This window comes from Pelagicoccus enzymogenes (assembly GCF_014803405.1).
GTDB classification, from domain to species: Bacteria; Verrucomicrobiota; Verrucomicrobiia; order Opitutales; family Opitutaceae; genus Pelagicoccus; species Pelagicoccus enzymogenes.
The window spans coordinates 465049-490717 of the sequence record NZ_JACYFG010000051.1 but is presented as its reverse complement, the minus strand read 5'-3'; the positions used below and the strand labels follow the sequence as shown (position 1 = coordinate 490717).

Genomic DNA, 25669 nt, shown 5'->3' with positions numbered 1-25669 from the left:
CCCTAGCCTCTCAAAAGCTCTAAAAGAGGCGAAACGACACGGCTTTCGCCCGAGCGGTACAAGAAGACTTCCCGCAATCGCGCCTGCGTCCCAGCAAGCGGCACCGCGACCAATCGCCCTTCCGCTTTTCGCAAGGCGGAGCGAGGCAACAGAGCCACTCCGCAACCCGCCACCACCATACTCAAAATTGCGTCCGCTCCATTTGTCTCCAGGTAGGGACCGTTCCGCCCACCCTCCGTCTCCAACAATTCGTCCAAGAAATCTCGATACGAGGGAGCGAGGGAAGCAGCCAACACCACGACCGTTTCATCCTGCAAGTCGGCGACCTTGATCCGCTTCCGGTTCGCCAAGCGATGCTCCCGCGGCAAGCAAGCCAACACCGGCTCTTCCTTCCACTGGAAACTGGAAAGCCCCTTCGGCAACTCCTTGGGCTTAACTCCGAGAAAGGCGCCATCCAGCTCCGCCGACTCCACTTGGCGAAGCAAGTCGGACGGAGGCAAATCGAACAGGCTCAACTGCGTATCCGGATGCTGGCTACGGTAGCGTTCAAAAACCTCCAACAGCTCTTCCCCCATCAACGCTCCCACAAATCCCAGGCGAAGCACCGACTCCTCTCCCGCAGCCGCCCGCCTCGCCCCTTCAACAGCCCTGCCTAAAATCGCCGGCAGCTGGAAAACCTCCCGCAGGAAAACCTCTCCCGCTGGGCTCAAGGACACCTTGCGCCCCTGCCGCGCAAAAAGCTTGGTCCCGATGTAAGCCTCCAGCTCCCGCACAGTACGGCTTAGCTGGGGCTGAGCCATTCCCAAGCGCCTCGCCGCCTGCGAAAAGTGAAAATCCCGGCACACCTCCAAGAAGGCCCCGATCTGCCGATGCGTCGGCCCCTTCATCCCCACCTCTCCCTCTTCATCTTCATCATCATCATCTTCTTCATCTTCTTCTTCTTCTTCTTCTTCTTCTTCTTCTTCTTCCTCTCGACACCCAACTCATACCATTTTTGTTATCTTTAGTAGATAAAACTGATATTTTCGTTATTTAAAGAACTTTGCTAAGATGCGGCATGAAAACCCCGACTGCGCCTTCACCACGCCTAGCGTCTCGCATCGACAAGCTTACCGGCTCCGTCGCTCGCGACATCCTTTCCCGCACCCAGGACAAAGAGATCATATCCTTCGCCGGAGGCTTGCCGGACGCCTCGCTTTGGCGCGACTTGAAGCTGCCCGAGGTTCCTCCCAGCGCTTTCCAGTATGGCCCCTCCGAGGGAGAACGAAGCCTCCGCGAGATCCTCGCGCGACGCAGCAAAGGCCTCGGCTTGCCCGCCAACGCCGACACCACCTTGATCACTTCCGGCTCCCAACAAGGCCTCGACCTCGCCGCCAAGCTCATCTTGGAACCGGGCACCCCCATCATACTGGAAGCGCCCTCCTACCTAGCGGCCATCCAAGTCTTCAAGCTCTTCCAGGCCGACCTGCACAGTCTGCCGCTCGATAGCGAAGGTATCTGTCCGCGAGCTCTCGATCGACTTCTAAACGAAACGCAAGCGCCCGTAATCTACCTGAATCCGACGTTCCAGAATCCGTCCGGCACCAGCTACAGCCTCGAGCGACGCAAGCAAATCGCCGCCGTTCTAGATAAGCACGCAACCCTGCTGCTTGAGGACGATCCTTACCGAGATATCGCCTACGACGCACCGCCCCCACCTCCCATCGCCAGCTTCTTGCAAACCAGTCCCTGGATCTACTTGGCAAGCGTCTCCAAGACCCTCATACCCGGACTACGCCTCGGCAGCTTGACCTGTTCTCCCGAACTTTTCTCGCCCTTGCTCAAGCTCAAGCAAGCGGCGGACCTGCACAGCAACCGCCCCGCCCAGTTCATCGCAACCCAGATGCTGGCTGATCCCGCCGTCAACCAAGCCCGCATCGACGGCCTTTGCCAACACTACCGCCAGAAACGGGACCTCATGCAAACGCTGCTCGCCGCCCATTTTTCGGGCCTCGCCAGCTGGGAAGTTCCGAGCGGCGGCATGTTCTTCTGGCTACGCTTCACCCAACGAATCGACCTCGCCCAAGCCCTCAACGACACACTTTCCCGTGGCGTCGCCTTCATGCCTGGCGCTCCCTTTTTCGCAGATCCAGAGGATGTCGGCACCAGCATGCGCCTAAATTTCTCCCTCGTCTCCCCCGAGCGCATGGAAGAAGGCATCCGCATCCTCGCCGCGGTCGTCCGCGACTTGCATCAGACCGCCGCCTGCGCAGAGTCGGCCTCATGAAGCCCGCGAAACCGCAAAACCCCGTTGACCTGTATTTCATGGACGCCCGGTCCAAGCTGATCGACATCGCCGCTTTCATGGACCGCGTCGAGCGCGACGGAGCCACCGGAGACTTCCGCTACCAAGCCTTCCTCCAAGCCCTCCAGGAACTCGGCAAAGGCGATCGAGCCACCTCGGTTCTCCTCTCCCTCAGCGACCCCACCACCGAGCTCATCCCCGCCGCCACGACCAAAGCCGCTTGCGGAGCTTGGCCCGGCCACGCTTAGGTTTTGAAACCGGTTTGCGCTCTATCGATAGAGAGGAACCGGGCGGAGGCTTGCCGGGGCGATAACGCGTTCTAATTCCTACCATCAACAGGCCTTTTCGCTAAAAGCGTTTGAGTAGCAGCCGTTAATAGAGGGGTAATGACCTCCCTTACCGCCTGCTCCACCACGCCCACTCGACGTCTCTTGCCATCTGTCGGGGCAGCGCTTGCCCTTCTGCCTTGCCTCCTCGCAGACGATTTCGAGCAACGTCTCGCCGCCTTGGCCGAGCAGAACGAAGCTTTGCTCAAGCTGGCCCAGCAACAGCAGGCGCAGATCGCCGAGCTCAAAGCTCGGCTCGACTCGCAAGCCTTGGAGGTCGCCGAACAAGAGGAGGCGATCGCGGAATTGCGAGAAACAAGCCTCCCCGCCAGCACCTTCGCCCCTTCGCGAGGCAGCGACCGCATCCTTATTTCCGGGGACGCCGGATTCGCATTTTTCGCCGGAGAAGCAAACAACGAATTCCCCAACGAGGAGTTTCGAGTCGACGACGCACGCCTCACTGTGGAAGCACAGGTCCATCACAACGCCTACCTCGTCTCCACCCTCGAGCTCTTTCGCCGCGAGTCCGGAAACGAATCCATCGAGGTCGGCTCGCTCTACCTCGACGTGGAAAACATCTTCGGACCAGACTACGGCCACCTTTTCAACTTCCGCATCGGACGCTTCGACATCCCTTTCGGCGAGGAATACCTGAACCGCTATGTAATGGAGAATCCACTCGTTTCCCACAGCGTCGCCGACCTCTGGGGCATCGACCAAGGGATCGAACTCTACGGAGACGAAGGAAACTTTTCCTACGCAGTCGCCATCCAAAACGGAGGCACTTCGCTGCTGCGCGATTTCGACAGCGACAAGTCGATCGCCGGACGCGTCGCCTACCAATTCAACGAAAACTTCAAGCTCAGCGGTAGCCTCATGCGAACGGGCGACATCGACGTCGCCGGCGACGCCCAATCCGAGCTTTGGATCGGCAACGTAGTATTCCTCTCCCTCGGCTCCACTCAAACCACCAAGTTCTGGGCCGACCTTGCCGAGCTCGACTTCACCTACGAATGGGATAGCGGACTACTCACCGGCCACTACGGCCAAGCCTGGTACGACAACAACGACCCTCAAGGCGACAGCAGCCGCGACTTCGAGTTCTACAGCATCGAAGCGCGCCAGACCCTCGGCGAACGCTTCTACGCGGCGGCGCGCTACAGCGCCATGGAGGTCGATGGAGGCTACCCATTCTCCGGCAACGGGGCCCGCAGCATCTACCTCTTCGGAGGCATCCTGACCGAAAAGCTAGAGCGCCTGTCCCTAGGCTTCGGCTACTGGGCCTTCGACGATGTCGTATTCAAACTCGAATACAGCATCGAGGAAGGCGACCAAACCAATGGGCGAGATCGCAAGGACACTGACCAAATCGCAGCTGAAGTAGGAGTCCGTTTCTAATGCGCGTTCTAATTGCCATCACTTCGCTCTGCAGCGTCCTCACTCTTCCTGCCAACCTCATTGCGGGCACAATCAAAGGCACCATACAAGCCTCCCGTCCCGCAAGCGACGAAAGCAGTCCTGGAGGAGCGTATCAAAGCCGCAGATACAAGTTCCTGGAGCAGATCGACTACGATTCCCTCGGCGATTTTGTGGTTAGCATCGACGAGGTCGAGCATCCCGCTACCGAAGCATCCGGCCGCCCCAAGGCCAGCGTCGTGCAGCGAGACGGAAGCTTCTTCCCTCACATCACACCCATCGTGGCAGGTTCGGAGATCGAATGGCCAAACCGAGACGACATTTACCACAACGTTTTTTCGATGTCCGATGTGAAGCCCTTCGACTTGGGCATGTACAAGAGCTCTGACGACGCAAAAAGCCTTGTCTTCGAAAAAACGGGAAAGATCGACGTTTTCTGCGCCATTCACAGCCAAATGCACTGCGTCGTGCTGGTCCTTCCCAACCCCTGGTTTTCCAAGAGCGATCGCAAGGGGCGATTCGAAATTCCTGACGTGCCGCCTGGAAAATACCGCCTGAAAGCTTGGCACGAGCGGCTCCCCAGCAAGTTCATCGACATCGAGGTTCCCGCAGAGGGGGAAATCGAGATCGACATCGAGATGGGCTTTGCAGACCTACCCAAAATATAGCCTCGTGACCTTCGCCCGCCGCATCAGCCATCTCCCCTTCCACACCAAGGTTCTGCTACCCGTCTTGGCGATTTTGGCGGCGCTCCCCATCATTACCGTTTCGCTCGTAGACGAGCACGTCGAGCAACGTACTCTGCTGGCCGCCCAAGAACGCCTCTCCGCCGCTGAAGCGGTCTTGCTCAATTCCCTGGAAATCCGCGAACGCGCTCTGCAGGAGCAGTTCAAGAACGCCGTCAACGAACCCCGGTTCAAGGCAGTCAGCCAACTCCGCGACGCCAACACCATGCGGGCCTACCTCCGCGACGCGCTCGACGAATTCGGTACCGACGTGGAAGCATTGCTCTACACTCCTATCGACGGGAGCCCCAGCAGCTCCGTGCGACGGAGCTCGCGTTTCGACTTGGCAAACTTCGAGAAATCGATCGGGCCCAACATCGAGGCTGCCCTGGGAGGCGAGCTCAACAATGCCTTGTCTGTGTATTCTAATTCCGCATACAATACCATTACCGTGCCCGTCTTCCTCGCCAACGCCGGTTACCCGAACGGGTGTTTAAGTATCGCCATCGCGTTTGGCAACCAAGCAGTTGCAGAACTCAAATCCCTCACCCACACCGACATCATTCTCGCAATCGACTCGGGAATCCTTGCCAGTTCACTCGATCACGAAACGGCCCAAACCTTTTTGGCGGAAAACGAAAGACTGGAAATCGGATCCGTAAACCGCGCCCTCGCCTTCGAAGAACACTTCCACGCGCTGCGCAATTCCCTGGCCCCCAACTTCAACACGAGCAAGCCCCTCAGCTACGTGCTGCTCTCTTCCTACGAAACAGAGCTCAACGCCCTCAAACGCACCCGACTCCTTCTGCTCTTCGTCAGCGCCGGAGGGATCGCTGTCAGTGCCCTGATCATCTACCTGCTCATTCGCCGCATCACCAGCCCTTTGCGCCTTTTGAAGGAGGGAGCGGACGCGGTTGGACGAGGCGACCTGACCCACCGAGTCCATTGCTCAAGCAACGACGAATGCGGCGACCTCGCTCGCGCTTTCAACCAAATGACCAGCAATCTTTGCGCCTCCCGCCAAGACTTGGAAACCACCGTGCGCGAGCTGCGAGAGACTCAGGATCAACTTATCGAGCGCGGAAAGCTCCTCCGCGAGAGCGAACAAGGGCTCCGCCTCATCATCGAGGGGGCCCGCGACCACGCCATCTTCACGATCGCTTCCAATGGCAAGGTCGTACGCTGGAATACTGCATCTGAGCGTATCCTCGGTTTCACTACGACAGAAGCGCAAGAGCTAGACTACGAAGTCTTATTCGAAGACCGTCCTACGGCTAAAGCGGACGCCGAAAAGCGACTTCAAGAAGCCGCGTCCAACGGCGAAGCGATCTTCGAAGACTGGAGGCGTCGCAAAGACGGTTCCCTGTTCTGGGCAGACGTCACGCTTTCGAGGCTGGAGGATGGAGGCTTCGTGGAGATAACGCGCGACATCACTGCCCGTCACGAAGCGGAAACCGCCATGCGCCAAGCAAAGGACGCGGCCGAAGCATCCGATCGAGCCAAGAGCGAATTCCTCGCCAATATGAGCCACGAATTCCGCACCCCGATGAACGGCATCATCGGCATGGCAGGACTGCTGTCCTCTCTCGAGCTCACCGAGGAGCAACGCGAATTCACGGAAACCATTCGCGTCAGCGCTGACAACCTCCTCTCCATCATCGACGATGTCCTAGATATCTCAAAGATCGAAGCAGGCGAGCTGGAGGTTTCAACTTCCGCCACCAACTTGATCGAGACCATCGAGGACTCCCTTTCTCTTTTCCAAGAGGATTGCGAAAAGAAGGGAATCGGACTCCATCTCGTAATCAAGAACGAGGTGCCCGCCAGCATCGTGACCGATCCCAATCGACTGCGCCAAGTGATTGTCAACGTCGTCGGAAACGCGATCAAGTTCACGCATCACGGCGGCGTCACCGTATCCGTTGACTACGACTCCTACCTTTCCCGCCTCAGTATCGCCGTTACGGATACAGGCATCGGCATTCCCTTGGAAAAACAGGAGAAGCTCTTCGAGCCGTTTTACCAAGTCGAGTCCTCCGCATCCCGAGAGTTCGGAGGCACCGGACTGGGGCTGGCCATCTCCCGCAACCTGCTTCGCCTCCTCGACGGCAGCTTGAGCGTGGAAAGCGAAGTGGGCGACGGATCGACCTTCACGATTTCCCTCAATGCCCAGAAGCTGGAGACCGTGCCGGCATTCGCTCACTACCCCGGACTTAGAACGCTCCTGCTCGTCGACGACCCAATCGCCGCGGCCGCATTGAAGATCCAGCTACAAGCCTGGGGCATGGATCTCGATTGCAAAAGCTCAAATCCGGGCCCCTTGAAGAACGCCTTGGAAAACGGCGACTATCAACTGCTGCTGGTCGATCCATCTGCCACTCGTCCCGATACCGTCAGAGCCATCATCGACACCCGATCCATCCTGAAAGAAAACTTTCCGCACATCATCCGCTTCGTCGAATCCCATTCCGAAAGCGAACTTATGCACAGCGAGACTTGCATTTCCCTTCCACGTCCCTTGTCGCTCCGAAGATTGAACCGACAGATCAGAGACTCGACCGAGAAGCCAGTCCGCGTATTCAGCCAAGAACTCGTTGGTAACGAAAATCCGGATACTCCAGAAAGCCTCCCTGCAATGGCCACAAAACGGAAACAGGAAACTAAAGAGAGCGAGTCATTCGCGGACCAGCACCCCCTACGCATTCTCGTTGTCGAAGACAATCCCATCAATACCAAGGTCCTGCTGAAGTTCCTCAAAAAGCTGGGCTACACCGCAGAGACAGCCGCAAACGGGGAAGAAGGATTCGCCGCAGCAGAATCGATGGTATTCGACGTAGTTCTGATGGACCTACAAATGCCGGTAATGAATGGGCTCGATTCTGCCCGCCACATCCTCAGCTCCGAATCCATCGAACACCCGATCTACATTTCGGCTTTCACCGCAAATGCGCGGGCCGAGGACCGCGAAGCCTGCCAGGAGGTCGGCATGCACGACTTCGTGGCCAAGCCGGCCCGACTTCCAGAAATCGAAGGCGTCCTCCAGCGCGCCTACGCCTGGCTTGCCGAACAGGCAAAGGCGCTCAGCTGAAAGTCCGCGCCGCTGACCGAGCTAGGGACATTTCCCCAAGTAGCGACATCCCTGGTTCCTCATTTTGCCTCGGATCGCTAGGTAGGAGGACGAATCAGACGATGTGGTTCTGACCTCCTCGGTATCAGCAATGAGAGACTGTTTAAAACGACTGCTGCCTCGAAAAGAAGGCGACCTGCTTCCGGACCTGCCCTCACTCCGCGAACGCTTCGTAGAGCTCGCTTCTGCCTACACGCTCGCCTTCGCCTTTCCTCTCGAACTGATGATAATCTACCGAGGGCTGACCGTGCACTGGGGATGGTCCACCACCGTTCAGACATCTGTCTTTCTGGTTTTGGTCTGCGCCGTCCTGCTGAGAGCCAAGCTGGGAGTAAGAGCCACCTCAGCCATTGTCATTTGCTGCATTGTGGTCGCAGGCCTCAGCGGCATCATAGCCTGGGGACTTTTCGCGAGCGGCCCCATCGTGGTAGTCGGGTTCGCCGTGATCGCCGCCGTGATGCTGGGCACACGTTGGTCGCTGGCCATCGTTGCCCTCGCCACCGCCGTCACCCTCTTCATTGGGGAGCGTTACACGAACGGCGTCATGTCCTACCGATTCGACGCAATCGCCCACCTCAATACAATTTCTCCTTGGGTAAACCGAGCCCTCCACCTGAGCATGATCGGCGCCCTCGTCTGCCTGGTCGTTTCATGGATGACCAAATCCCTGCAACGCTCGATTCTCACCTTGCAAGCGCGAGAGGAGGAACTCGAACACTCCAACCAACAATTGACGCAGCAGGCAGTCCAGCTGGAGGAGCAAGCCGTCCTGCTAGCAGAGGAACGGGACCGAGCACAAATCGCGGCCCGAGCCAAGGACCAGTTTCTCTCAATCGTCAGCCACGAGCTGCGCACTCCCCTCAATCCTGTCATCGGCTTTCTCGACATATTGCAAAAGGAGCGAAATCTCAGCGAGGAAAGCCGCCACCAGATCGAGCTCATGCAGCAATCGAGCGAGCAATTGCTCAAGCTCATCGACCAAATCGTCGACTTCTCGGAACTCGATCGCGGAGAACTCACCTTCAGTCCCGCACCTACTAGCTTGAGCGAATTGGAAAAGGAAGCAGTCGAGACACTAACCAACCTCGCTCAGCTGAACCGGCTCGACTTGAAAGTCGCAACAACGGGAAACCCCGAGCAGCTCATCTTGGTCGACAAGCGACGAATTTCGCAGGTCATCACGGAACTCGGGACGAACGCGATTCGCTTCACGACGCAAGGGCGAGTCACCCTTAACATCGAGCTGCACCAGCCAAACACCGATCCAAACGCAAAGCTTCGTATCCTCGTTTCCGATACCGGTGTCGGCATCCCTCCAGAAAAGAGAAAAAGCATTTTCGACCCCTTCATCCAAGCCGAGAACGATCGCACGCGATCCAGCGGCGGGCTCGGATTGGGCCTGTCCTTCTGCCAGCAAATGCTGAAGTCAATGGACGGCACCTTGGAGTTGCAAAGCGAAGTTGGGGTCGGCACCCGAGCGATTGTGGAAGTCCCCGTTCAAGCGCTCTCGGAAAAACGCCCCTCCACGCCCAAGCCCCCGCTGAACAAGAAACTCAAACTCTCGCAACCACTGGAGGTCCTCGTCGTCGAGGACAACTACACCAACCAGAGAGTCGTCACCACTCTCCTGAAGCGAATTGGAGCAAAGGCAGTCTGCGCCGAAAACGGTCAGGTCGCCCTCGAATTGCTGGATCGGCAAAGCTACGACGTGGTGCTGATGGACCTAAGCATGCCTGTGATGGACGGGATAACAGCCAGCCGCGAAATCCGGCTCCAGCCCCACCTAGACAAGCTACCCATCATCGCCCTCACCGCCCACTCCTATCGCAGCTCGGAGAAACAATGCCGTGAAGCGGGCATGAACGGCTTCCTCACCAAGCCCGTCAACAAGCTACGCCTCTTCGAAGCCCTTTCACAAGCTTGCCCACACGAGCAAGAAGCCTTGGTCGCAAGCACCGCGACAGCATCTCCCTCCTAGAGACGCTGCATTGATTCGCTTTCCGGTTTGCCAAGACATGCCAGTCGCGCAGCAATCGTGGTATGCGCTACATCGAACCCCATGCCCATATGGTAAGTCGCACCACGGACGACTACGTCGCCATGGTCACAGCCGGCTGCAAGGCCGTCTGCGAACCGGCCTTCTGGGCCGGCTTCGACCGTAGCTCATCGAGGGGCTTCTACGACTATTTCCGTCAACTGACCGAGTACGAGCCGGCCCGCGCCGCCAAGTTCCACCTGCCCCACTTTTGCTGGCTTTGCATCAATCCCAAGGAGTCGGAGGACCTTGTCCTCGCCAACGAAGTCCTCGACCTCATCCCCGAATTCCTCGACAAGCCAAACGTCCTCGGCATCGGCGAAATCGGACTCAACAAGAACAGCCGCAACGAGATGACAATCTTGGAACGGCATGTCGACCTCGCCGCCAAACACCAACAGCTCATCCTCGTCCACACGCCCCATCTCGAGGACAAGCTCAAGGGCACGAAGTTGATCGTCGACCTCATCAAGTCCGACTCCCGCATCGATCCCTCCCGCGTCCTCATCGACCACGTGGAGGAACACACCGCAAAGTACGTCATGGACGCCGGCATGTGGGGCGGCATCACGCTTTATCCCGAGTCGAAAGCCACTTCTCCGCGGGCCATCGACATGATCGAAACCTACGGAGCGGATCGCCTTTGGATGAACTCCGCCTGCGACTGGGGCGTCTCCGTCCCCCTCGCCGTCCCCTATGCCGCCATGGAAATGAGGCGACGCGGCTACGACGACGAAACGATTGACCAGGTTTTCTTCAAGACCCCCAGCTCCTTCCTCAGCCAATGCCCCAATTTTAAGCTGAACTAAGGCCCTTAGCAGTTTGCCTTTCTGGCGTATTTACCCGAAACTACGTGGAAATACGCGATCAAGAATATGCTGCTTTCACCCCACCCACCGGGAAATCACCCCAAATCCCCCGATTTCTTGAAAGATTCCGCGGCCCAGGTTCCACTGCTCAAGGAACTCTGGCAAAACTCCCCGCTTGGGATCATCATCATCGTTCCGGGTCCCGACGACAAACACCCCATTCTCATCGGAGACTGCAACCCCGCCGTTTGCGAAACCCACGGCTACACCCGGGACGAGTTGGTCGGGCAATCCATGGACTTGATACATGCCGTCCCTTGGACCCCAACCGTAGATCGCGATTGGTTCAACACGCCCAACCAAGGCGAAAGCATTCGGGGCATGTCGCTTCATCGCCGCAAGGACGATTCCACCGTGATGATCGAGTACCATCTCACCTTCACGGAAATCAACGGAGTTCGCTGCGCCATCGGCTTCGACAAGGTTCAGGAGCAAACCGAAGACCAGAACAAACTCCACGGCATCGCCAACCGCTGGGTCAACGCCATGGAGTCCAGCGAAGAGGGCGTATGGGAAATCGATATCGCAAAGGACGAAATCTGGACGTCTCCCCGCTGGCAATGGATTCTGGGTCGCCCGCAACGCGAGGAGCTGCAAACCCTCGCCAATCTCGGCCGCGACTTGCATGCCGAGGACAAGCCTGCGCTCGACCAAGCAATCGAAGCCATTCGATCCGACCGAGCCAGCACGCTGCAATTCGAAGGCCGCATCCGCGACGTCAAAGGGCAATGGGTCTGGATCCTTCTCCGAGGAAAAGTCACCTACTCCGCAGACGGCGCCCCCAGCAAAATTCTCGGTAGCATGCTCAATGTCACCGAACGCAAGAAAACGGAACGAGAACTAGAACAAGCCCGACTCAGGGCAGAGGAGGCCAGCAAGTCGAAAAGCCAGTTCCTGGCAGCCATGAGCCACGAGATCCGCACTCCCATGAACGGCGTTCTCGGCATGGCTAGCCTACTGGCCGATACCGAGCTGGACGAAAACCAAAGAGCCTTCCTGAAAACGATCAGCGAGAGCGGCGACTCCCTTCTCACCATCATCGACGAAATCCTCAGCTTCTCAAAGCTGGAGGCCGGCGGCGTCGCTCTCGAGGAGGAGACCTTCGATATCGAGCTGTGCTTGCACCAGGCCCTCGAGGTCATCCGTCCCCTCGCTTCAGCAAAACGCCTCAAGCTTCACTTTTCGGTCGACGCCAGCACCCCGAGAAAGGTGATCGGGGACAAAACGCGTCTCCGCCAAATCATCGTCAACATCCTCGGAAACGCCGTCAAGTTCACCCGAGAAGGAGCCATCGAACTCTCGCTCTCCGCCAGCGCCGCAACGCCGAGCCCGCGCGGCAAGCCCCGTTGCGAGTACCGTTTCGCGGTGAAAGACACCGGCGTAGGAATCCCTCCTGAAAGCTTGGACAAACTCTTCCAACCCTTCACCCAAGCCGACGCCTCCACCACCCGAGAATTCGGAGGAACCGGCCTGGGCCTCGCCATCTGCCAAAAGCTCGCCACCCTCATGGGCGGCTCCGTCACCGTGCAAAGCGAATGCGGAACGGGCAGCACCTTCACCTGCACCGCCCTTCTCGAAACCGAAAAGCGAAAGCCGTCCCTGCCCACTCACCCCGAATTCTCTCCCATGCGAGTCCTCGCCATCGCTCCCTCTGGACGCGACAAAGAGATACTCTGCCAAACGCTCCGCGACCTTGGCCTACAAGTCACCGAAGTCGAAGCCCCGGAACAAACCCTTGAAATCCTGCAGAAGGAGGCCCGCTTCGACTGCGTTTTCATCGACCTCGAAGCAAGCAGCGAACAGGCCACCGCTCTCGCCCAAAAAATCGAGAACTCCCGCCCCCCCTTCCCACTTCCCCTCGTTCGCATCCACTCCCTAGAGAATCATAGAAGCACGTCCATCGACAGCGAATTCCATAGCCGCTTGATAAAGCCTATCGCTCCCTACCAGCTAGCCTCCATCATCAACGAGATACGCAGCGCCCCTCGCAGAGGGGCTCCCGTGAGCAATAAGAACCTAGGCAAAGCCACCGAGCTGATCCATCCCGAAAACGTGCTCATCGTAGAGGACAACGAAGTGAACCAACTGGTAGCAAGCCGGCTGCTCAGGAAGTTCGGCTACCACTCCGATCTCGCTGACAACGGATTCGCTGCCGTCGATTTCTGCGCAAAAAAGCCCTACGACATCATTTTCATGGATATTCAGATGCCTGGAATGACAGGCATCGAGGCCCACCATAAGATCCAAGGCCAACGCTCCCCCGACTCCCCCAAACCTTGGGTCATCGCCCTCACTGCGGGCGCCATGGAGGGCGACAAGGAAAGCTGCCTCGAGGCCGGCATGGACGACTACCTCACAAAGCCCATCCGCCCCGAGCGGCTTCAAGCCGCCCTTAAGCGAGCGAGAGAGTACCTCGCCCGGCGTAGCTAGGCGCAGCGTAGCCTTGCCTCGTACAGCTCCTGCTCTACACCTTCGGTTAACTACGATTAACCGACCCCTTCATGCGCCTTCAGCACAACGCTCACCTCGCCTACTGCACAAACGTCCACCCGGGAAAGGACTGGGAACAAACCTTCCGCTCACTCCAGCAAGACGTGCTCGCCGTTCGCCGAAACGTGTGCCCAGACAGCGAATACGCTATCGGACTACGCCTCAGCGCTTCCGCCGCCCAAGAGCTCTCCCAAGCCCAAGCCCTCACCGCCTTCAAACGCTGGCTCGAAGACAACCACTGCTACGTCTTCACCATCAACGGCTTCCCCTATGGCGACTTTCACGGCACCCGCGTGAAAGAACAAGTCTATCGCCCCGATTGGACGACCCAAGATCGCCTCGACTACACGAAGCTGCTTTTCGAGCTGCTTACTCAATTCCTCCCCAAAGGCGAATCCGGCTCCGTATCCACCCTGCCCGGCTCCTTCAAGCGCTTCATCGATTCGCCCGAGCAACACGCAGCCATCCACCAAAACCTGTATCAGCTTTACCAACACATCGAGAAACTCTCCGAAAAAACCGGGCACGACCTTCACCTCGGCCTCGAACCCGAACCCCTCGGGCTTTTCGAAAATACCGACGAAAGCCTCGCATTCTACGAGCAATTCCTCCAAGGACGCGCCGACGCCGACGCCATCCGCCAACGCATCGGCATCAACTACGACACCTGCCACTTCGCCCTCGAATACGAAGACCCCGCCACCGCCCTCGAGCGCTTCTCCGCCCACAACATTCGCATCTCCAAAATCCACCTCTCCTCCGCCCTCAAGGTACGCGAACTCAACCCCACCACTCTCGACCAACTAGAAACCTTCTGCGAGCCCACCTACCTCCACCAAGTCCTCGCCGCCACCCACTCGCCAACTCACGCTTCAGAATTCACCATTCAGCGCTACGAAGACCTCCCCGACGCCCTCGACGCCCACCGCGCCGACCGTGACACAGCCGACGAATGGCGTATCCACTTTCACATCCCCCTCCACTCAGCCCCCCAAGCCCCCCTTCTTTCGACTAACGATCATCTCCTCGGCACCCTCGACTACATCTCAAGAAACCCAAAAATCTGCCAACACTTCGAAATGGAGACCTATACTTGGGCCGTAATGCCACCTCAACTACACAGCAAAACTGTGGTCGAGCAAGTTACCGCCGAATACCAGTGGCTCATCCCTCAGCTCAAAAACCGCAGCCTGATCTAAGCCTTCCCCCTTCGGTCCCACATCCGCATTCCACTTCCCATGCTCCGTACTCATCTAACCCTTGCACGCGCCTCCAACTTGCCAACCGTCTGGTCCAACATCCTCTGCGCCTGGATCATCGTCGGCGGCTACAGCACCTTGCAACTCGCCAGCTACCTCGTCGGAGCCAGCCTCCTCTACATCGGCGGCATGTACCTCAACGACTACTGCGATCGCGAAATCGACGCCCTGCAACGCGCCGAACGCCCCATCCCCACCGGAAAAATCGCCGCCGCCACCGTCCGCAACTTCGCCTTCGCCCAACTCGCCCTCGGCTTCGCCGCCATCGCCTGGACCGGCCTGCTCAACGACCCCGGCCCCACCCAATGGCTCCCCTCTGCCTTCGCCGCAGGCGTCGTCCTCTGCATCGTCCTCTACGACACCAACCACAAGGGCAACCCCATCGCCCCCATCTTCATGGCAGCTTGCCGCGCCCTGCTCTACTTGGCCGTGGCTTCCGCTTTCGCCAACGGCATCGACGCCAACAATCTCATCGCCACCGGCACCATCTTCGTCTTCGTCATGGGCGTCACCTTCCTCGCCCGCACCGAAGCCACCACCAATGCCATCGACTACCCTGCCCTCGCCATGATCGCAGCTCCCGCTCTCGGCGCTATCTACTACAACAGCCACGGTTTCACCGCGGAACAAACCGCCGCCCTCGCCCTCTTTATCGCCTGGATCGCCCGTTCCTTCCTGCGAGCCCGCGTCGACGGACGTCTCGTCATCGGAAAAACCATCGGCCCCCTGCTCGCCTCCATCCCCCTGCTCGACCTCACCATTCTCGCCACCCTCAGCCTCGCCACCCATGGACACCTCGTCCTATTCGCCGTCCTCTTTGCCCTCACCACCGCCGCCCAACGCTTGATCCCCGCAACCTGAGCCCACAGTTCCAACTCAATCAAAATCAGAGCTCATCAGTGTAATTCAGTGGTTAAAAAAATTCCCGACTCACACTCTCAATGACTTTTGCTAGCATCGAACACGCCATCGCCATCCCCTACCAGCTGCGCGTCCTCTTCACCGAAAACGCCTTCGCCACCGATAACCCGCTCCTGCGCAACCTGCTCTGCTCCAAGGAATCCGGCTCCCGCCGCAAAGCCATCTTCTACCTCGACGAAGGCGTCGCTGCCGCCAATCCCCAGCTCGTCCCCCAGATCCAAGCCTACTTCCAACACCACAATGAAGACCTAAACCTGCGCGGCATCCACCTGCTCCCCGCCGGCGAACCCATCAAGAACAACACCGACTACCTCAAGGAAATCTACGCCCAGATCGAAGAGCAAAAGATCTGCCGCCACTCCTACCTCATCGCCATCGGAGGCGGAGCCCTGCTCGACACCGTCGGCTTTGCCGCCGCCACCGCCCACCGCGGCATCCGCCATATCCGCTTTCCCACTACAACCCTCGGCCAAGGCGACGCCGGAGTCGGGGTCAAAAACGGCTTCAACTTCCGCGGCAAGAAAAACTTCGTCGGCACCTTCGCCCCGCCCTTCGCCGTCGTAAACGACTTCGCCTTCCTCGACACCCTTCCCGAAAAGCACCTGCGCAACGGCTATATCGAAGCCATCAAAGTCGCCCTCATCCGCGACGCCACCTTCTTCGACTGGATCGAAAGCCAAGCCAACGCCCTCAACGCCTTCCAGCCCGCCGCCGTGCGCGAGCTCGTGCACCGCTCCGCCCAACACCACGTCACCCACATCGCCACCTCCGGCGACCCCTTCGAGATGGGCTCCGTTCGCCCCCTCGACTTCGGGCATTGGGCCGCCCACAAGCTCGAGCAACTCTCCGACTTCCGCATCTCCCACGGCGAGGCCGTCGCCATCGGCATCGCCATCGACACTCTCTACTCCCAAAAGATGGGCTACCTCGACCAAGCCAGCGTCGACCGTATCCTAAACCTCATTACCAAGCTCAAGCTCCCCACCTACGCCCCCGAGCTCGAACAAAAAACCGCCGACCAGCAAAACGCCACCCTCGCCGGACTCGAAGAATTCCGCGAACACCTCGGCGGTCTCCTCACAATAACTCTCTTAAAACAAATCGGCCAACGCTTCGAAGTCCACGAAATGGATACCGAAAAAATCCTCCAATCCATCCAAGACCTGCCGAGGTAGAAACGCGATCCCACAAACCAATTCCTTAGTGCCCCTTCGTGGGCAAAAACAAATGCAACGTCTCGCAGTCATCAACGTAGTCGGACTCACCCAAGGCCTCATCGGCCCCCACACGCCCCGTATCCAAAAACACGCTACCGCTCATAACTCCGCCTACGTCAAGCCCGCCTTCCCCGCCGTCACCTGTACCGCCCAGTCCGACTACCTCACCGGAACCACCGCATCCCAACACGGCATCGTCGCCAACGGCTGGTACAACCGCGACTACTCCGAGATCCAATTCTGGAAACAATCCAACCACCTCGTCCAGCAACCCAAGCTCTGGGAAAAGCTCCGCGACGCCAACCCCGGCTTCACAACCGCCAAGCTTTTCTGGTGGTATAACATGTATTCCAGCGCCGAATACACCATCACCCCCCGGCCCATGTATCCCGCCGACGGACGCAAAGTCTTCGACGTCTACACCCAGCCCATGGGCATGCGAGAGGAGATCAAGTCCGACCTCGGCGACTTCCCCTTCTTCACCTTCTGGGGCCCAAAAGCCGGAATCCCCTGCTCCCAATGGATCGCCAAATCCGCCCAATGGGTCGAAGAAAAACACAGCCCAGACCTCAACCTCGTCTACCTCCCCCACCTCGACTACAATCTCCAGCGCCTCGGTCCCATTCACCCCGACATCGCCCAAGACCTGCAAGAAATCGACACCGTCGTCGGCGAGCTACTCGACTTCTTCGAATCTCGAAACGTGCAAGTCGTATTGCTCTCCGAATACGGCATCACCCAAGTAGAGACCCCCATCCACATCAACCGCGCCCTGCGAGAAAAAGGCTGGATCACCGTCAAAGACGAGCTCGGCCTCGAACAACTCGACGCCGGAGCCAGCAAAGCCTTCGCCGTCGCCGACCACCAAGTCGCCCACATCTACCTCAACGATCCCCAGCTCGAACCCCAAGTCCGCGAAGCCGTGGCCGCCCTCCCCGGCGTCGCCCAGGTCCTCGACCGCCAACAGCAAGCCGACGCCGGTATCGCCCACGAGCGTAGCGGCGACCTCATCGCCGTGTCACAAGAAAACGCCTGGTTCACCTACTACTACTGGCTCGACGACGCCCTCGCCCCCGACTTCGCCCGCACCATCGACATCCACCGCAAAGCCGGCTACGACCCCGTCGAGCTCTTCATCGACCCCAAGATAAAATTTCCGCCCGCCAAGATCGCCAAGTTCCTTTTGAAGAAAAAGCTCGGCTTCCGCGCCCTGCTCGACGTCATCCCCCTCGACGCCACCCTCGTCAAAGGCTCCCACGGCACCTGCCCAAAAAACCGCTCCGACTGGCCCGTCTACATCTCCCCGCAAAACCTGCCCGACCAACTCACCTCCCCCCAAGTCCACCACCAACTCCTCGCCCACTTCCAGAGGTAGGTACCGAGCACCGCGACACTCGAGGAGCGTAGTGACGAGACACGACCTTGGTCGCGATCCATTCAACCTTCATCCTCCCACTCCCCCTTCCTCCAACTCGTAACAAAAAATCTCCTCGCTCTCCTTCGTGATCCTTCGTGTCCTTCGTGGGCAAAATGACCACGTCCACCAGCACTTCTCCTTTTCACCCAATCCGGGCCGTCGCCATCGACCTCGACGGCACCTTGCTCTCGCCCGACCACAGCATCAGCGCCGAAAACCGGGCCGCCATCGAGGCCATGCACGACGCCGGAGTGGAAATCATCCTCGCCTCCGGCCGCCACTACCAAAGCATGCTGCCCTTCGCCCGCAGCCTACCGCAAGTCCGCTACATGGTCTCCGCCCAAGGCGCCTACGCCTCCGACGTGGACAACACCCAAACCTTCTTCGAGTCGCACATGCCGACCGCCGACGCCAAGGCAGCCATCGCATTCGGCCTCGAAAACGAGCTCTCCATCGTCGCCTACGCCGCCACCGGCCTCTACTCCCTCACCCCTCCCTCCCAGTGGCTCGACTACTATACGAAGCTCGCCGGCATCACTCCCACGCCCACCACGCCGGAGGCCATCCTCGAGGAATCCATCTTCAAGATCGTCTACTTCGAGGAGAGCGAACGACTCGACTCCGTGCAAAAACACCCGTTCCTGCGCGACAGCCAGCTCTACACCGTGCGCTCCATGGACAACATCTTCGAGCAAGCCGATCCCAAGACTTCCAAAGCGTCCGCCCTCAAGCCGCTCATCGCCCACCTCGGCATCGACGCCTCCGAGTTGGCCACTTTCGGCGACGGCAACAACGACATCCCCATGTTCGAATTCTCCGGATTCTCCGCCGCCATGGACCGAGCCTGGGCCGCCCCCAAGCAAGCAGCCACCCTCGTCACCCCAGACGGTCCCCCCGAAACCTCCTTCGCCCGCGCCGTGCAAGCCATGCAGGAGCACTACCAAATATAGCGACAGTCGATCGCCCAACGCGCCTCTCCGCTCCACCGCAAGATTTCGCAAGGACCTGTTGAAATGCAGGAGCCTTTCCGGCAATCATTTGTCGGATCGTCCAACCACGCCTTGTGAATCCCCGCCTCCGAAAGCTTAGCCGCATCCTTCTTCGCTCCCTCGCTGCCCTATTCCTAATCCTACTGCTGGGAGCGCTCGCCGCATGGGGACTGCGAGCCCGCATCGCCACCGCTCTCGCCAAAGACTACCTGCAAGAACAAGGCATCGAGGAACCGCAGTTCACCATCAGCCAACTGCAAACCGATTCCCTCACCATCGAATCCATCGCCCTGCGCCACCCGCAGGCAACACTCGCCGCCGATCGCCTCCAGCTCACCTTCACCCTCTCCGAGCTGCTCAACTCCTACCGCATCGGCTCCGCCACCCTGCAAAACCTGACCCTCAGCCTCGACGCGTCGCAGCTCCCCGCCGACAACTCCCAACCTGCCCCCGAACCGCTTTCTCTCGAAAAAGTATTCCAGCTCCTCGACCCGAGCCCCTTCCTCCCCCTTCCCTTCGACCGTATCCAGATAGCGGATTCGACGCTCAACCTAAAAACACCAGAGGAAACGCTCACCTTCCCCTTCGAGATCGAAGCGGCTGCTGACTCAGCGGATTCCCTGCAAATCGCAACCACCCTGCAGCATGCCTCCCACACGCTCGAACTCGAGGCCACCCTCGCCGATCCTGCCCGCACCCGCCTCCAAGCCCATCTCCAGGTCGACGCCCCCGTCGCCTTCCTCGATCGCTACCTGCCGCATTGGAAAAGCGATCTCCCCGACCTGCACCAACTCTCCCTCTCCTCCCTCGAGCTACAAGCCACCCTAAGCAAACCGCTCGACAGCCCCGCTCAGCTCGAAGCCACCCTCCGGCTCCACTCCCTCGCTGCAAACTACGAGGAAGCAACCGCCTCCTTCCCCCTCCTCACGCTCGAAACGCTTTTCTTCGATTTCAACGAGATCCCGCTCCACATCACCGCGACGCCTCAATCCATCCTACGCGACACCCTCGCCGTCCTCCCGGAACAAACCCTCGACCTGGACATCACGCTCTCAAACCTGAACGTATTCGAAATCCAAACACGCAGCCCGATCAGCTGGACCTACGACTCCGGCTACCTTTCCGCCGCCAGTAACTTCCAACTCAGCTACCAACTCGAAAACACCCTCCGCCCCCTGCAAGGCCAAATAGAGACCCTGCGCCTCCAGCTAGACGACCAAGAGCTCGCCCCCTTCTCCCTTACCGCCAGCGGCACGACCGATCAACTGAACTTCCAAACCAGCCCACTCTCTCTCGCAAACGCCAGCCCCGCCACCCTCGAGGGCGTCACTGGCACCCTCAACATCCCCGAAGCTCCGGCGGAGCCCATCGTGCTGGCCCTCACCGGCACGCTCCATCCCGCCCCTCTCGCCCTCAACGGCGAAGAAGCCTTCCTTCCGCAAGCTGCCCTCCAACTCGAAAGCCTTATCTTCGAGACCGGCACCGAAACCAAGCTTTCCCTCGCTTCCCTGCAGTCAGATCCCCTCACCCAACTCCCCGGCATCGCCCGGCTCGCGGGCGACCTCAAGCTCGACCTTTTCCTCGAGCAACCCAGCGACTCCGACCTCGCTTCCGGCAACGTCAAGCTCGACGCATCCAATATCTCGATACAATCGGAGCAGCTAAACGGCGACGGAATCGCCATACAAAGCGAACTCAGCTTCCAGCAATGGGACACCAATGAGCTCTCCAATATCGATCTCACAAACGAAGCCGCCCTCTATTCACTCCTCCGTCGCACCCAAGCCAGCCTCGACTGGCAGGCCAACAAGCTCTCCAGCCCTCCCTTCTCCGCCCAATGGTCCGGCGGCAGCCTAGCCCTCGCCCCTCAAGACGAACAGCTGAAGATCTCCACCAGTTTCGGAGCAGGCATCCTCCGCTACGACAAGCTCCGCCTCGACCAAGTCTACATCGAAAACGAACACCGCGGCACCCTCGCCCAGCTTGGCGGCACCGCCTCCTTCTCCGCCATGCTCGAAGGCGTCACCCTGCAAGCGGATTCCCAGCACCAAATCGATTCGCCGCTTTCCGAGCTGTCGTTGTCGGGCAACTACACGCTCTCCCCCTTCCAACTCGTTCACTCCGACTTGCCCGCCCGCTTCCTGCCCGAGCTAGCAGGCCTTTCCCTTTCTGCCGCCCTGCAAGCCGAGGGCGACTTTCAAGCCAACGCCCAAGACGCCGACGCCAGCCTCTCCCTCACGCTACGCGACGGAGCCATCGCCTACCCCGCCTCCCAAGTGAACGCCCGCGGGCTCGAGCTCGACCTCCACCTCGCCTCTCTCGCCCAGCTCGACAGCGGCCCGCTCAGCTCCCGCCTCCGCATCGAAGACATCGAAGCCGGCGACCTGAAATCCCTCCAAGCCGAAAGCCAGTTCTCCTTCCAAAACGGCACCCAACTTGCCGTCGACTTCGCCACCGTCTCCCTTTTCGGCGGGCAAGCCCAGCTCCGCTCCGCCCAAATCCCCATCGATGGTTCCGACTTCCAAAGCACCCTCGACCTCGAAAACTTCGACCTCGACCAAATCGCCCGCTACATCGACTTCTTCGACGGCCGCATGCAAGGCAAGGTCAGCGGACACCTGCCCTTCCGCCTTAGGGACGGCGCCTTCGAGCTGCTGCGCGGCGACCTCCGCCTGCCCGACGGAGCCCCCGCCTCCCTCCGCTACAACACCCAAGGGCTGCTCACCCAAGACGCCAACGCCATGCCGGGAACCAAGCCCACCCTATCCGACCGCATCCTCAAATTCCTCAAAATCAACCCCGAAAAAACCGCCGAACAAGCCATCGGCAACATCACCATCACCGAGTTCTACGCCGACCTCTTCCCCGAAAACGAACCCGAGACTCCCATAAAAATCCGCATCGGCGGCACCGCCCATACCGACCTCGGCGACGTCCCCGTCGTCATCAACACCCAACTGCACGGCTCCCTCACCGAACTCTACAACTTCGTCATCCGCCTCAATTCCCTCTGAATTTTGGAGCGTGCGCCGCCGTCTATTCTCCTGCAAGCTACACACTTTCCGAAACAAGACACAGTTCACACGGTCAAACCAACACTACGCCAACCCTATCCAGTCTCGTGAAAAAAAGCATCGTCCTCACTTCACTCGCGCTCGTAGCGCTCGCCAGCAGCGGCTGCATAAACGTGCGCACCCACAGCAGCTTCGACCCCATTTACATGAACCTCACCATCGACCTCCGCGTTAAACTCCAAAAGGAGCTCGCCGACGTCTTCGGCGATATCGACGCCGCCTCCGCGACCGTAAACGAAACCGAATAACGACCCCCAACCCATTTTTCTACGACTATGAAAACCGTTTCATTCCTTCGCATCCTTCCCCTTTTCGCGTTGCTCTGCGCCCTGCTGCCCAGTTTCGCTTCCGCCCAATCCGCAGACGAAGAAGCGATCAAGCAACGCCTCATCGACCGCGTCGCCAGCATTGACGCCCTCAAGCTCGCCGGTAAAGTCGGCGAAAACAACGCCGGCCTGCTGGAGCAACGCGCCATGCTCAAGCCAGATGAAACCAAGCTCATGAACGCAGAAAACGCCGACCGCCGCGCCCTCTACACGCTAGTAGGACAACGCCTCGGCCTTACCGCCACCGTCGTCGGCCAAGGCCGCGCCGAAGAACTCCGCAAAAAATCGGCATCCGGAGTCTGGATACAAGCCCCCGACGGCTCCTGGTCGAAAAAAGCCTGACGCCCGCCTGGAGGGACGACTTCCACGTCGTCCGCATTGCAAATTCCCCTCGCTACGGACTCCGGTTGAAGCTCAGTGATACGACTCAGCCTCGATCCTCACCGTAGCTGCCTTCAGCCCCTCGCCTTCCGCCTTCAAAACAATCGACCCTGCTTCCCCCGTGCTCTGCACGATGATCTGAGCAATTCCGTTGAAAGCCTTGCGGCGATACTGCTCCGCAGGCGATTCGAGGGCGATCAGAGCGGGCGAAAGCATGGCCACATCCTCGCGATCCCCCCAATCGTCGAAATGATCCGCCTTCATTCGCAATACGTTGCCTTCTGGCTTCAGGCCCAGCTCCGCTAGCGGCGTCCTCCTCGCCAGCATCTCCAGCGGCAAGGCCTTACCGTTCAGGCTAAGCTCCAAATTCTTGCCAATCCCATTGAGCAGCAAGAAGGCCGAACCACCCTCCGCCACTTCCGGCGCGTCGAAACGCGCCTCGAAACTCAAGGGCTTGTCCGTCTCCCACGCAGCAGGCGCCTGCCAATCCTTACCGAGCTGGATCGATCCATAGCTCCCATGAAACTGGTCCGCCTCGTGAGAAGAAGGATTCCCGTTGCCCACGCCAATGATCTTACCCGGGCCTGAAATGCTGAACCACGCTTGATCATCCGCAGTGGGCACCACATCGCCCCGCTCGTCCACAACGCGTAAGGTAACGACGGATACATCTGCACCATCCGCTGCGATCACGCCACGGTCAGCCTCCAGTTGGAACGCCGCCGACTCGCCAGTCGTGCGTACCCGTTTCTCCATGGCCAGCGCTCCATCCTTGTATCCATGAGCCAGCAGCTCGCCGGGCTGGTATTCCACCTGCCAAGCGAGGTGCTCATTGAGCGGCATCGCTTTGCGACCTTGCGAAACACCATTCACGAAAAGCTCCACCTCATCAAAGTTCGAGTGGGCCCGCACTTCGATCGTTTCGCCCTCCTTGCCGGGCCAATTCCAATGCGGGAAGACGTGCAACACAGGTTCATCCGTCCACCAAGACTTCAAGTAATAATAGCCGTCTTTTGGAAATCCGCATGTATCCAGAATTCCAAACTGAGACAACACCGCTGGCCAACCGTATGGCGTCGGCTCCCCGCGATAGTCGAAGCCGGTCCAGAAAAACACGCCTGCCGTGTAATCGCGCTCCGCATAGAAGCGCCAGCCGCGTTCCGCATTGCCACCAGAGGATCCATCTTCCCTCGGATGCTGGTGGGCCAAAGCGGCGTTCTCGAAATAGATGCCCCGCGTTTGCTGCGTAGTGGTTTCTTCAGTACCGAGGATGATTTGCTCCGGGAACTCGCGGTGCTGCTTGTCTACGTCGCCATGTCGAATGTAGTTAACCCCAAAGGCTTCGATGGTCGTCGAAATACCACCCCAACCGCCGCTGACCGCCGCCGTAACGCGACGCGTCGGATCGAGCCGATGAGCGAAGTCCTGCATGCGCTTGGCGATACGGGCGCCTGAAATGTTTCCTTCGATGCCCCACTCTTCGTTCCCCACCGACCACATGATGATACTTGGATGGTTGCGTCCACGTACGATCAAGTGCTCGAGCTGGTCGAAGTGGTAGTCGTTGATTCCCATCAAACGCGTCTCGTCGATCACCAGCATCCCCAAACGGTCGCACGCTTCCAACAGCGCTGGCGAAGCGTGGTGATGAGAAACTCGATACGCGTTCATGCCCATCTCCTTGAGCTTGCGAATGCGATATTCTTGCATCGCATCCGGCAAGGCCGCGCCGATGCCCGCGTGGTCGTGGTGATTGTTCGAGCCCTTGAGCTTCACCGAGCGGCCGTTTAGAAAGAAGCCTTCATTCGGGTCGAAACGGATTTCCCTCACGCCGAACGAAGTCCGGTATTCATCGAGCACTGTGCCCTCACCCGACAGAACGAACGTACGCATCTCGTAAAGGTAAGGCGTATCCAAATCCCAAACACGTGCATCCACAATACGAAGAGCTTGGTCGAGTTCCTCCACCTGACCCGCTGAAATTACCAGCGACGCCGCATCCGCTTTGGCCACCACGTTTCCGTTTTCATCGACGATCTCCTGCGACACGCGAACTGCAGCGGGAGTGTCCCCATCGTTTTTCACCTTCGTCGAGATGGAAACCGCCGCGTCTTCCCCTTCCATCGCTGTTCGCACAAAGGTTCCATAGCGGGCCACATGTACCGGATCGGTCTTCAGCAAATAAACATGGCGATAGATTCCCGCCCCTTCGTAGTACCAGCCCTCCTCCATGGAGGCGTCCGCCCGCACCGCGATCACGTTGCGTCCTCCGAAGTCCAAGTACTCCGTGATGTCGTAGCTCTGGGAGACGAAACCGCTCGGCTCCTGCCCCACGAAAAATCCGTTCACGAAAACCGCGGCGTCCCGGTAAATTCCATCGAATTCGATCCGTATCCGTTTTCCCAAGTCATCCGCTGCGATGTCGATCTCCCGACGATACCAGCCCGCGCTGCTCTCTGGAAATCCGGGACCGATCGCCTTGAAGCCATGGCTGTAGCTCGCCTTCGCATCGAAGCCAGCCTCCGCAGCCCAATCGTGCGGCAAATCCACCACCCGCCAGGCCCGGTCGTCAAAGGTCGCCGACGCCGCTCCGTCTCCAAAGCCCGTTTTGGCGAGGTAGGAAAAATAGCCCAAGCCATGGCCAAAGTCTTTTTGCTTATCGGTGGCATGACCCAAAGCGAAGCGCCAGCCATCGTTGATTCGCTCCCGCGAACGACCGGAGGCCTGCGAGGCGTTGAAGGTAGACAGCGCGACCGCCACGATCGCCAGGAGGGTAGGGAATTTTTGGAAGCTCATAAAACAAGTAGACTGCC

19 protein-coding genes are annotated in these 25669 nt (G+C 59.1%); 17 read left to right on the top strand and 2 right to left on the bottom strand.

All coding sequences use genetic code 11. The features are described from left to right. Positions 1–2 precede the first annotated feature (2 nt). Entirely contained in the window at positions 3–887 is an 885-nt protein-coding gene (locus tag IEN85_RS20880) for a LysR family transcriptional regulator (RefSeq protein ID WP_191619042.1), read from the bottom strand. Between IEN85_RS20880 and IEN85_RS20875 the strand changes: the two genes are divergently transcribed. The 17 genes from IEN85_RS20875 (at position 828) to IEN85_RS20795 (ending at position 22817) form a co-directional block, all read left to right on the top strand. Beyond that, positions 828–1007 (top strand): hypothetical protein, encoded by a 180-nt coding sequence (locus IEN85_RS20875; RefSeq protein WP_191619276.1) that lies wholly within the window; start codon positions 828–830, stop codon positions 1005–1007. The genes IEN85_RS20880 and IEN85_RS20875 overlap by 60 nt on opposite strands. Positions 1008–1057: 50 nt before the next feature. Then, positions 1058–2266: an aminotransferase-like domain-containing protein gene (locus IEN85_RS20870; protein ID WP_191619041.1), complete on the top strand. Its 1209-nt coding sequence runs from the start codon at positions 1058–1060 to the stop codon at positions 2264–2266. Further along, positions 2263–2532 (top strand): hypothetical protein, encoded by a 270-nt coding sequence (locus IEN85_RS20865; RefSeq protein WP_191619040.1) that lies wholly within the window; start codon positions 2263–2265, stop codon positions 2530–2532. Before IEN85_RS20870 ends, IEN85_RS20865 begins: the two co-directional genes overlap by 4 nt. 138 nt (positions 2533–2670) lie before the next feature. Beyond that, positions 2671–4008: a hypothetical protein gene (locus IEN85_RS20860; RefSeq protein WP_191619039.1), complete on the top strand. Its 1338-nt coding sequence runs from the start codon at positions 2671–2673 to the stop codon at positions 4006–4008. Then, positions 4008–4694, top strand: a complete 687-nt coding sequence (locus IEN85_RS20855) for a carboxypeptidase regulatory-like domain-containing protein (protein WP_191619038.1) — start codon at positions 4008–4010, stop codon at positions 4692–4694. Before IEN85_RS20860 ends, IEN85_RS20855 begins: the two co-directional genes overlap by 1 nt. A 4-nt stretch (positions 4695–4698) precedes the next feature. After that, positions 4699–7839: an ATP-binding protein gene (locus IEN85_RS20850; protein WP_191619037.1), complete on the top strand. Its 3141-nt coding sequence runs from the start codon at positions 4699–4701 to the stop codon at positions 7837–7839. A gap of 130 nt (positions 7840–7969) precedes the next feature. Further along, on the top strand, positions 7970–9856 hold the full coding sequence (locus IEN85_RS20845) for a response regulator (protein ID WP_191619036.1): 1887 nt from the start codon (positions 7970–7972) through the stop codon (positions 9854–9856). A gap of 89 nt (positions 9857–9945) precedes the next feature. Then, positions 9946–10722, top strand: a complete 777-nt coding sequence (locus IEN85_RS20840; protein WP_224772755.1) for a TatD family hydrolase — start codon at positions 9946–9948, stop codon at positions 10720–10722. 117 nt (positions 10723–10839) lie between these two features. Continuing rightward, positions 10840–13212 (top strand): PAS domain-containing hybrid sensor histidine kinase/response regulator, encoded by a 2373-nt coding sequence (locus IEN85_RS20835; protein ID WP_191619034.1) that lies wholly within the window; start codon positions 10840–10842, stop codon positions 13210–13212. A 71-nt stretch (positions 13213–13283) separates the two neighbouring features. Next, complete coding sequence (gene eboE / locus IEN85_RS20830) at positions 13284–14471, top strand: metabolite traffic protein EboE (RefSeq protein ID WP_191619033.1); 1188 nt, start codon at positions 13284–13286, stop codon at positions 14469–14471. Positions 14472–14510: 39 nt separating this feature from the next. Continuing rightward, complete coding sequence (locus IEN85_RS20825) at positions 14511–15392, top strand: UbiA family prenyltransferase (RefSeq protein ID WP_191619032.1); 882 nt, start codon at positions 14511–14513, stop codon at positions 15390–15392. Positions 15393–15472: 80 nt separating this feature from the next. After that, positions 15473–16627 (top strand): 3-dehydroquinate synthase, encoded by a 1155-nt coding sequence (locus IEN85_RS20820; RefSeq protein WP_191619031.1) that lies wholly within the window; start codon positions 15473–15475, stop codon positions 16625–16627. 52 nt (positions 16628–16679) lie between these two features. Next, on the top strand, positions 16680–18044 hold the full coding sequence (locus tag IEN85_RS20815) for an alkaline phosphatase family protein (RefSeq protein WP_191619030.1): 1365 nt from the start codon (positions 16680–16682) through the stop codon (positions 18042–18044). A gap of 155 nt (positions 18045–18199) precedes the next feature. After that, positions 18200–19036 carry an HAD family hydrolase gene (locus tag IEN85_RS20810; RefSeq protein WP_191619029.1) on the top strand — a complete coding sequence of 279 codons (837 nt, stop codon included), beginning with the start codon at positions 18200–18202 and terminating at the stop codon, positions 19034–19036. 113 nt (positions 19037–19149) lie between these two features. Next, positions 19150–22089, top strand: coding sequence for an intermembrane phospholipid transport protein YdbH family protein (locus IEN85_RS24830; RefSeq protein WP_191619028.1), 2940 nt, complete (start codon positions 19150–19152; stop codon positions 22087–22089). A gap of 107 nt (positions 22090–22196) precedes the next feature. Further along, complete coding sequence (locus IEN85_RS20800) at positions 22197–22397, top strand: hypothetical protein (RefSeq protein WP_191619027.1); 201 nt, start codon at positions 22197–22199, stop codon at positions 22395–22397. A gap of 27 nt (positions 22398–22424) precedes the next feature. Beyond that, complete coding sequence (locus IEN85_RS20795) at positions 22425–22817, top strand: YdbL family probable chaperone protein (RefSeq protein ID WP_191619026.1); 393 nt, start codon at positions 22425–22427, stop codon at positions 22815–22817. Between the two features lie 72 nt (positions 22818–22889). Here IEN85_RS20795 and galA read toward each other — a convergent pair whose 3' ends face one another. Continuing rightward, a complete protein-coding gene (galA, locus tag IEN85_RS20790) occupies positions 22890–25652 on the bottom strand; it encodes a beta-galactosidase GalA (protein WP_191619025.1) in 2763 nt (920 codons plus the stop codon). Between the last annotated feature and the right edge of the window lie 17 nt (positions 25653–25669).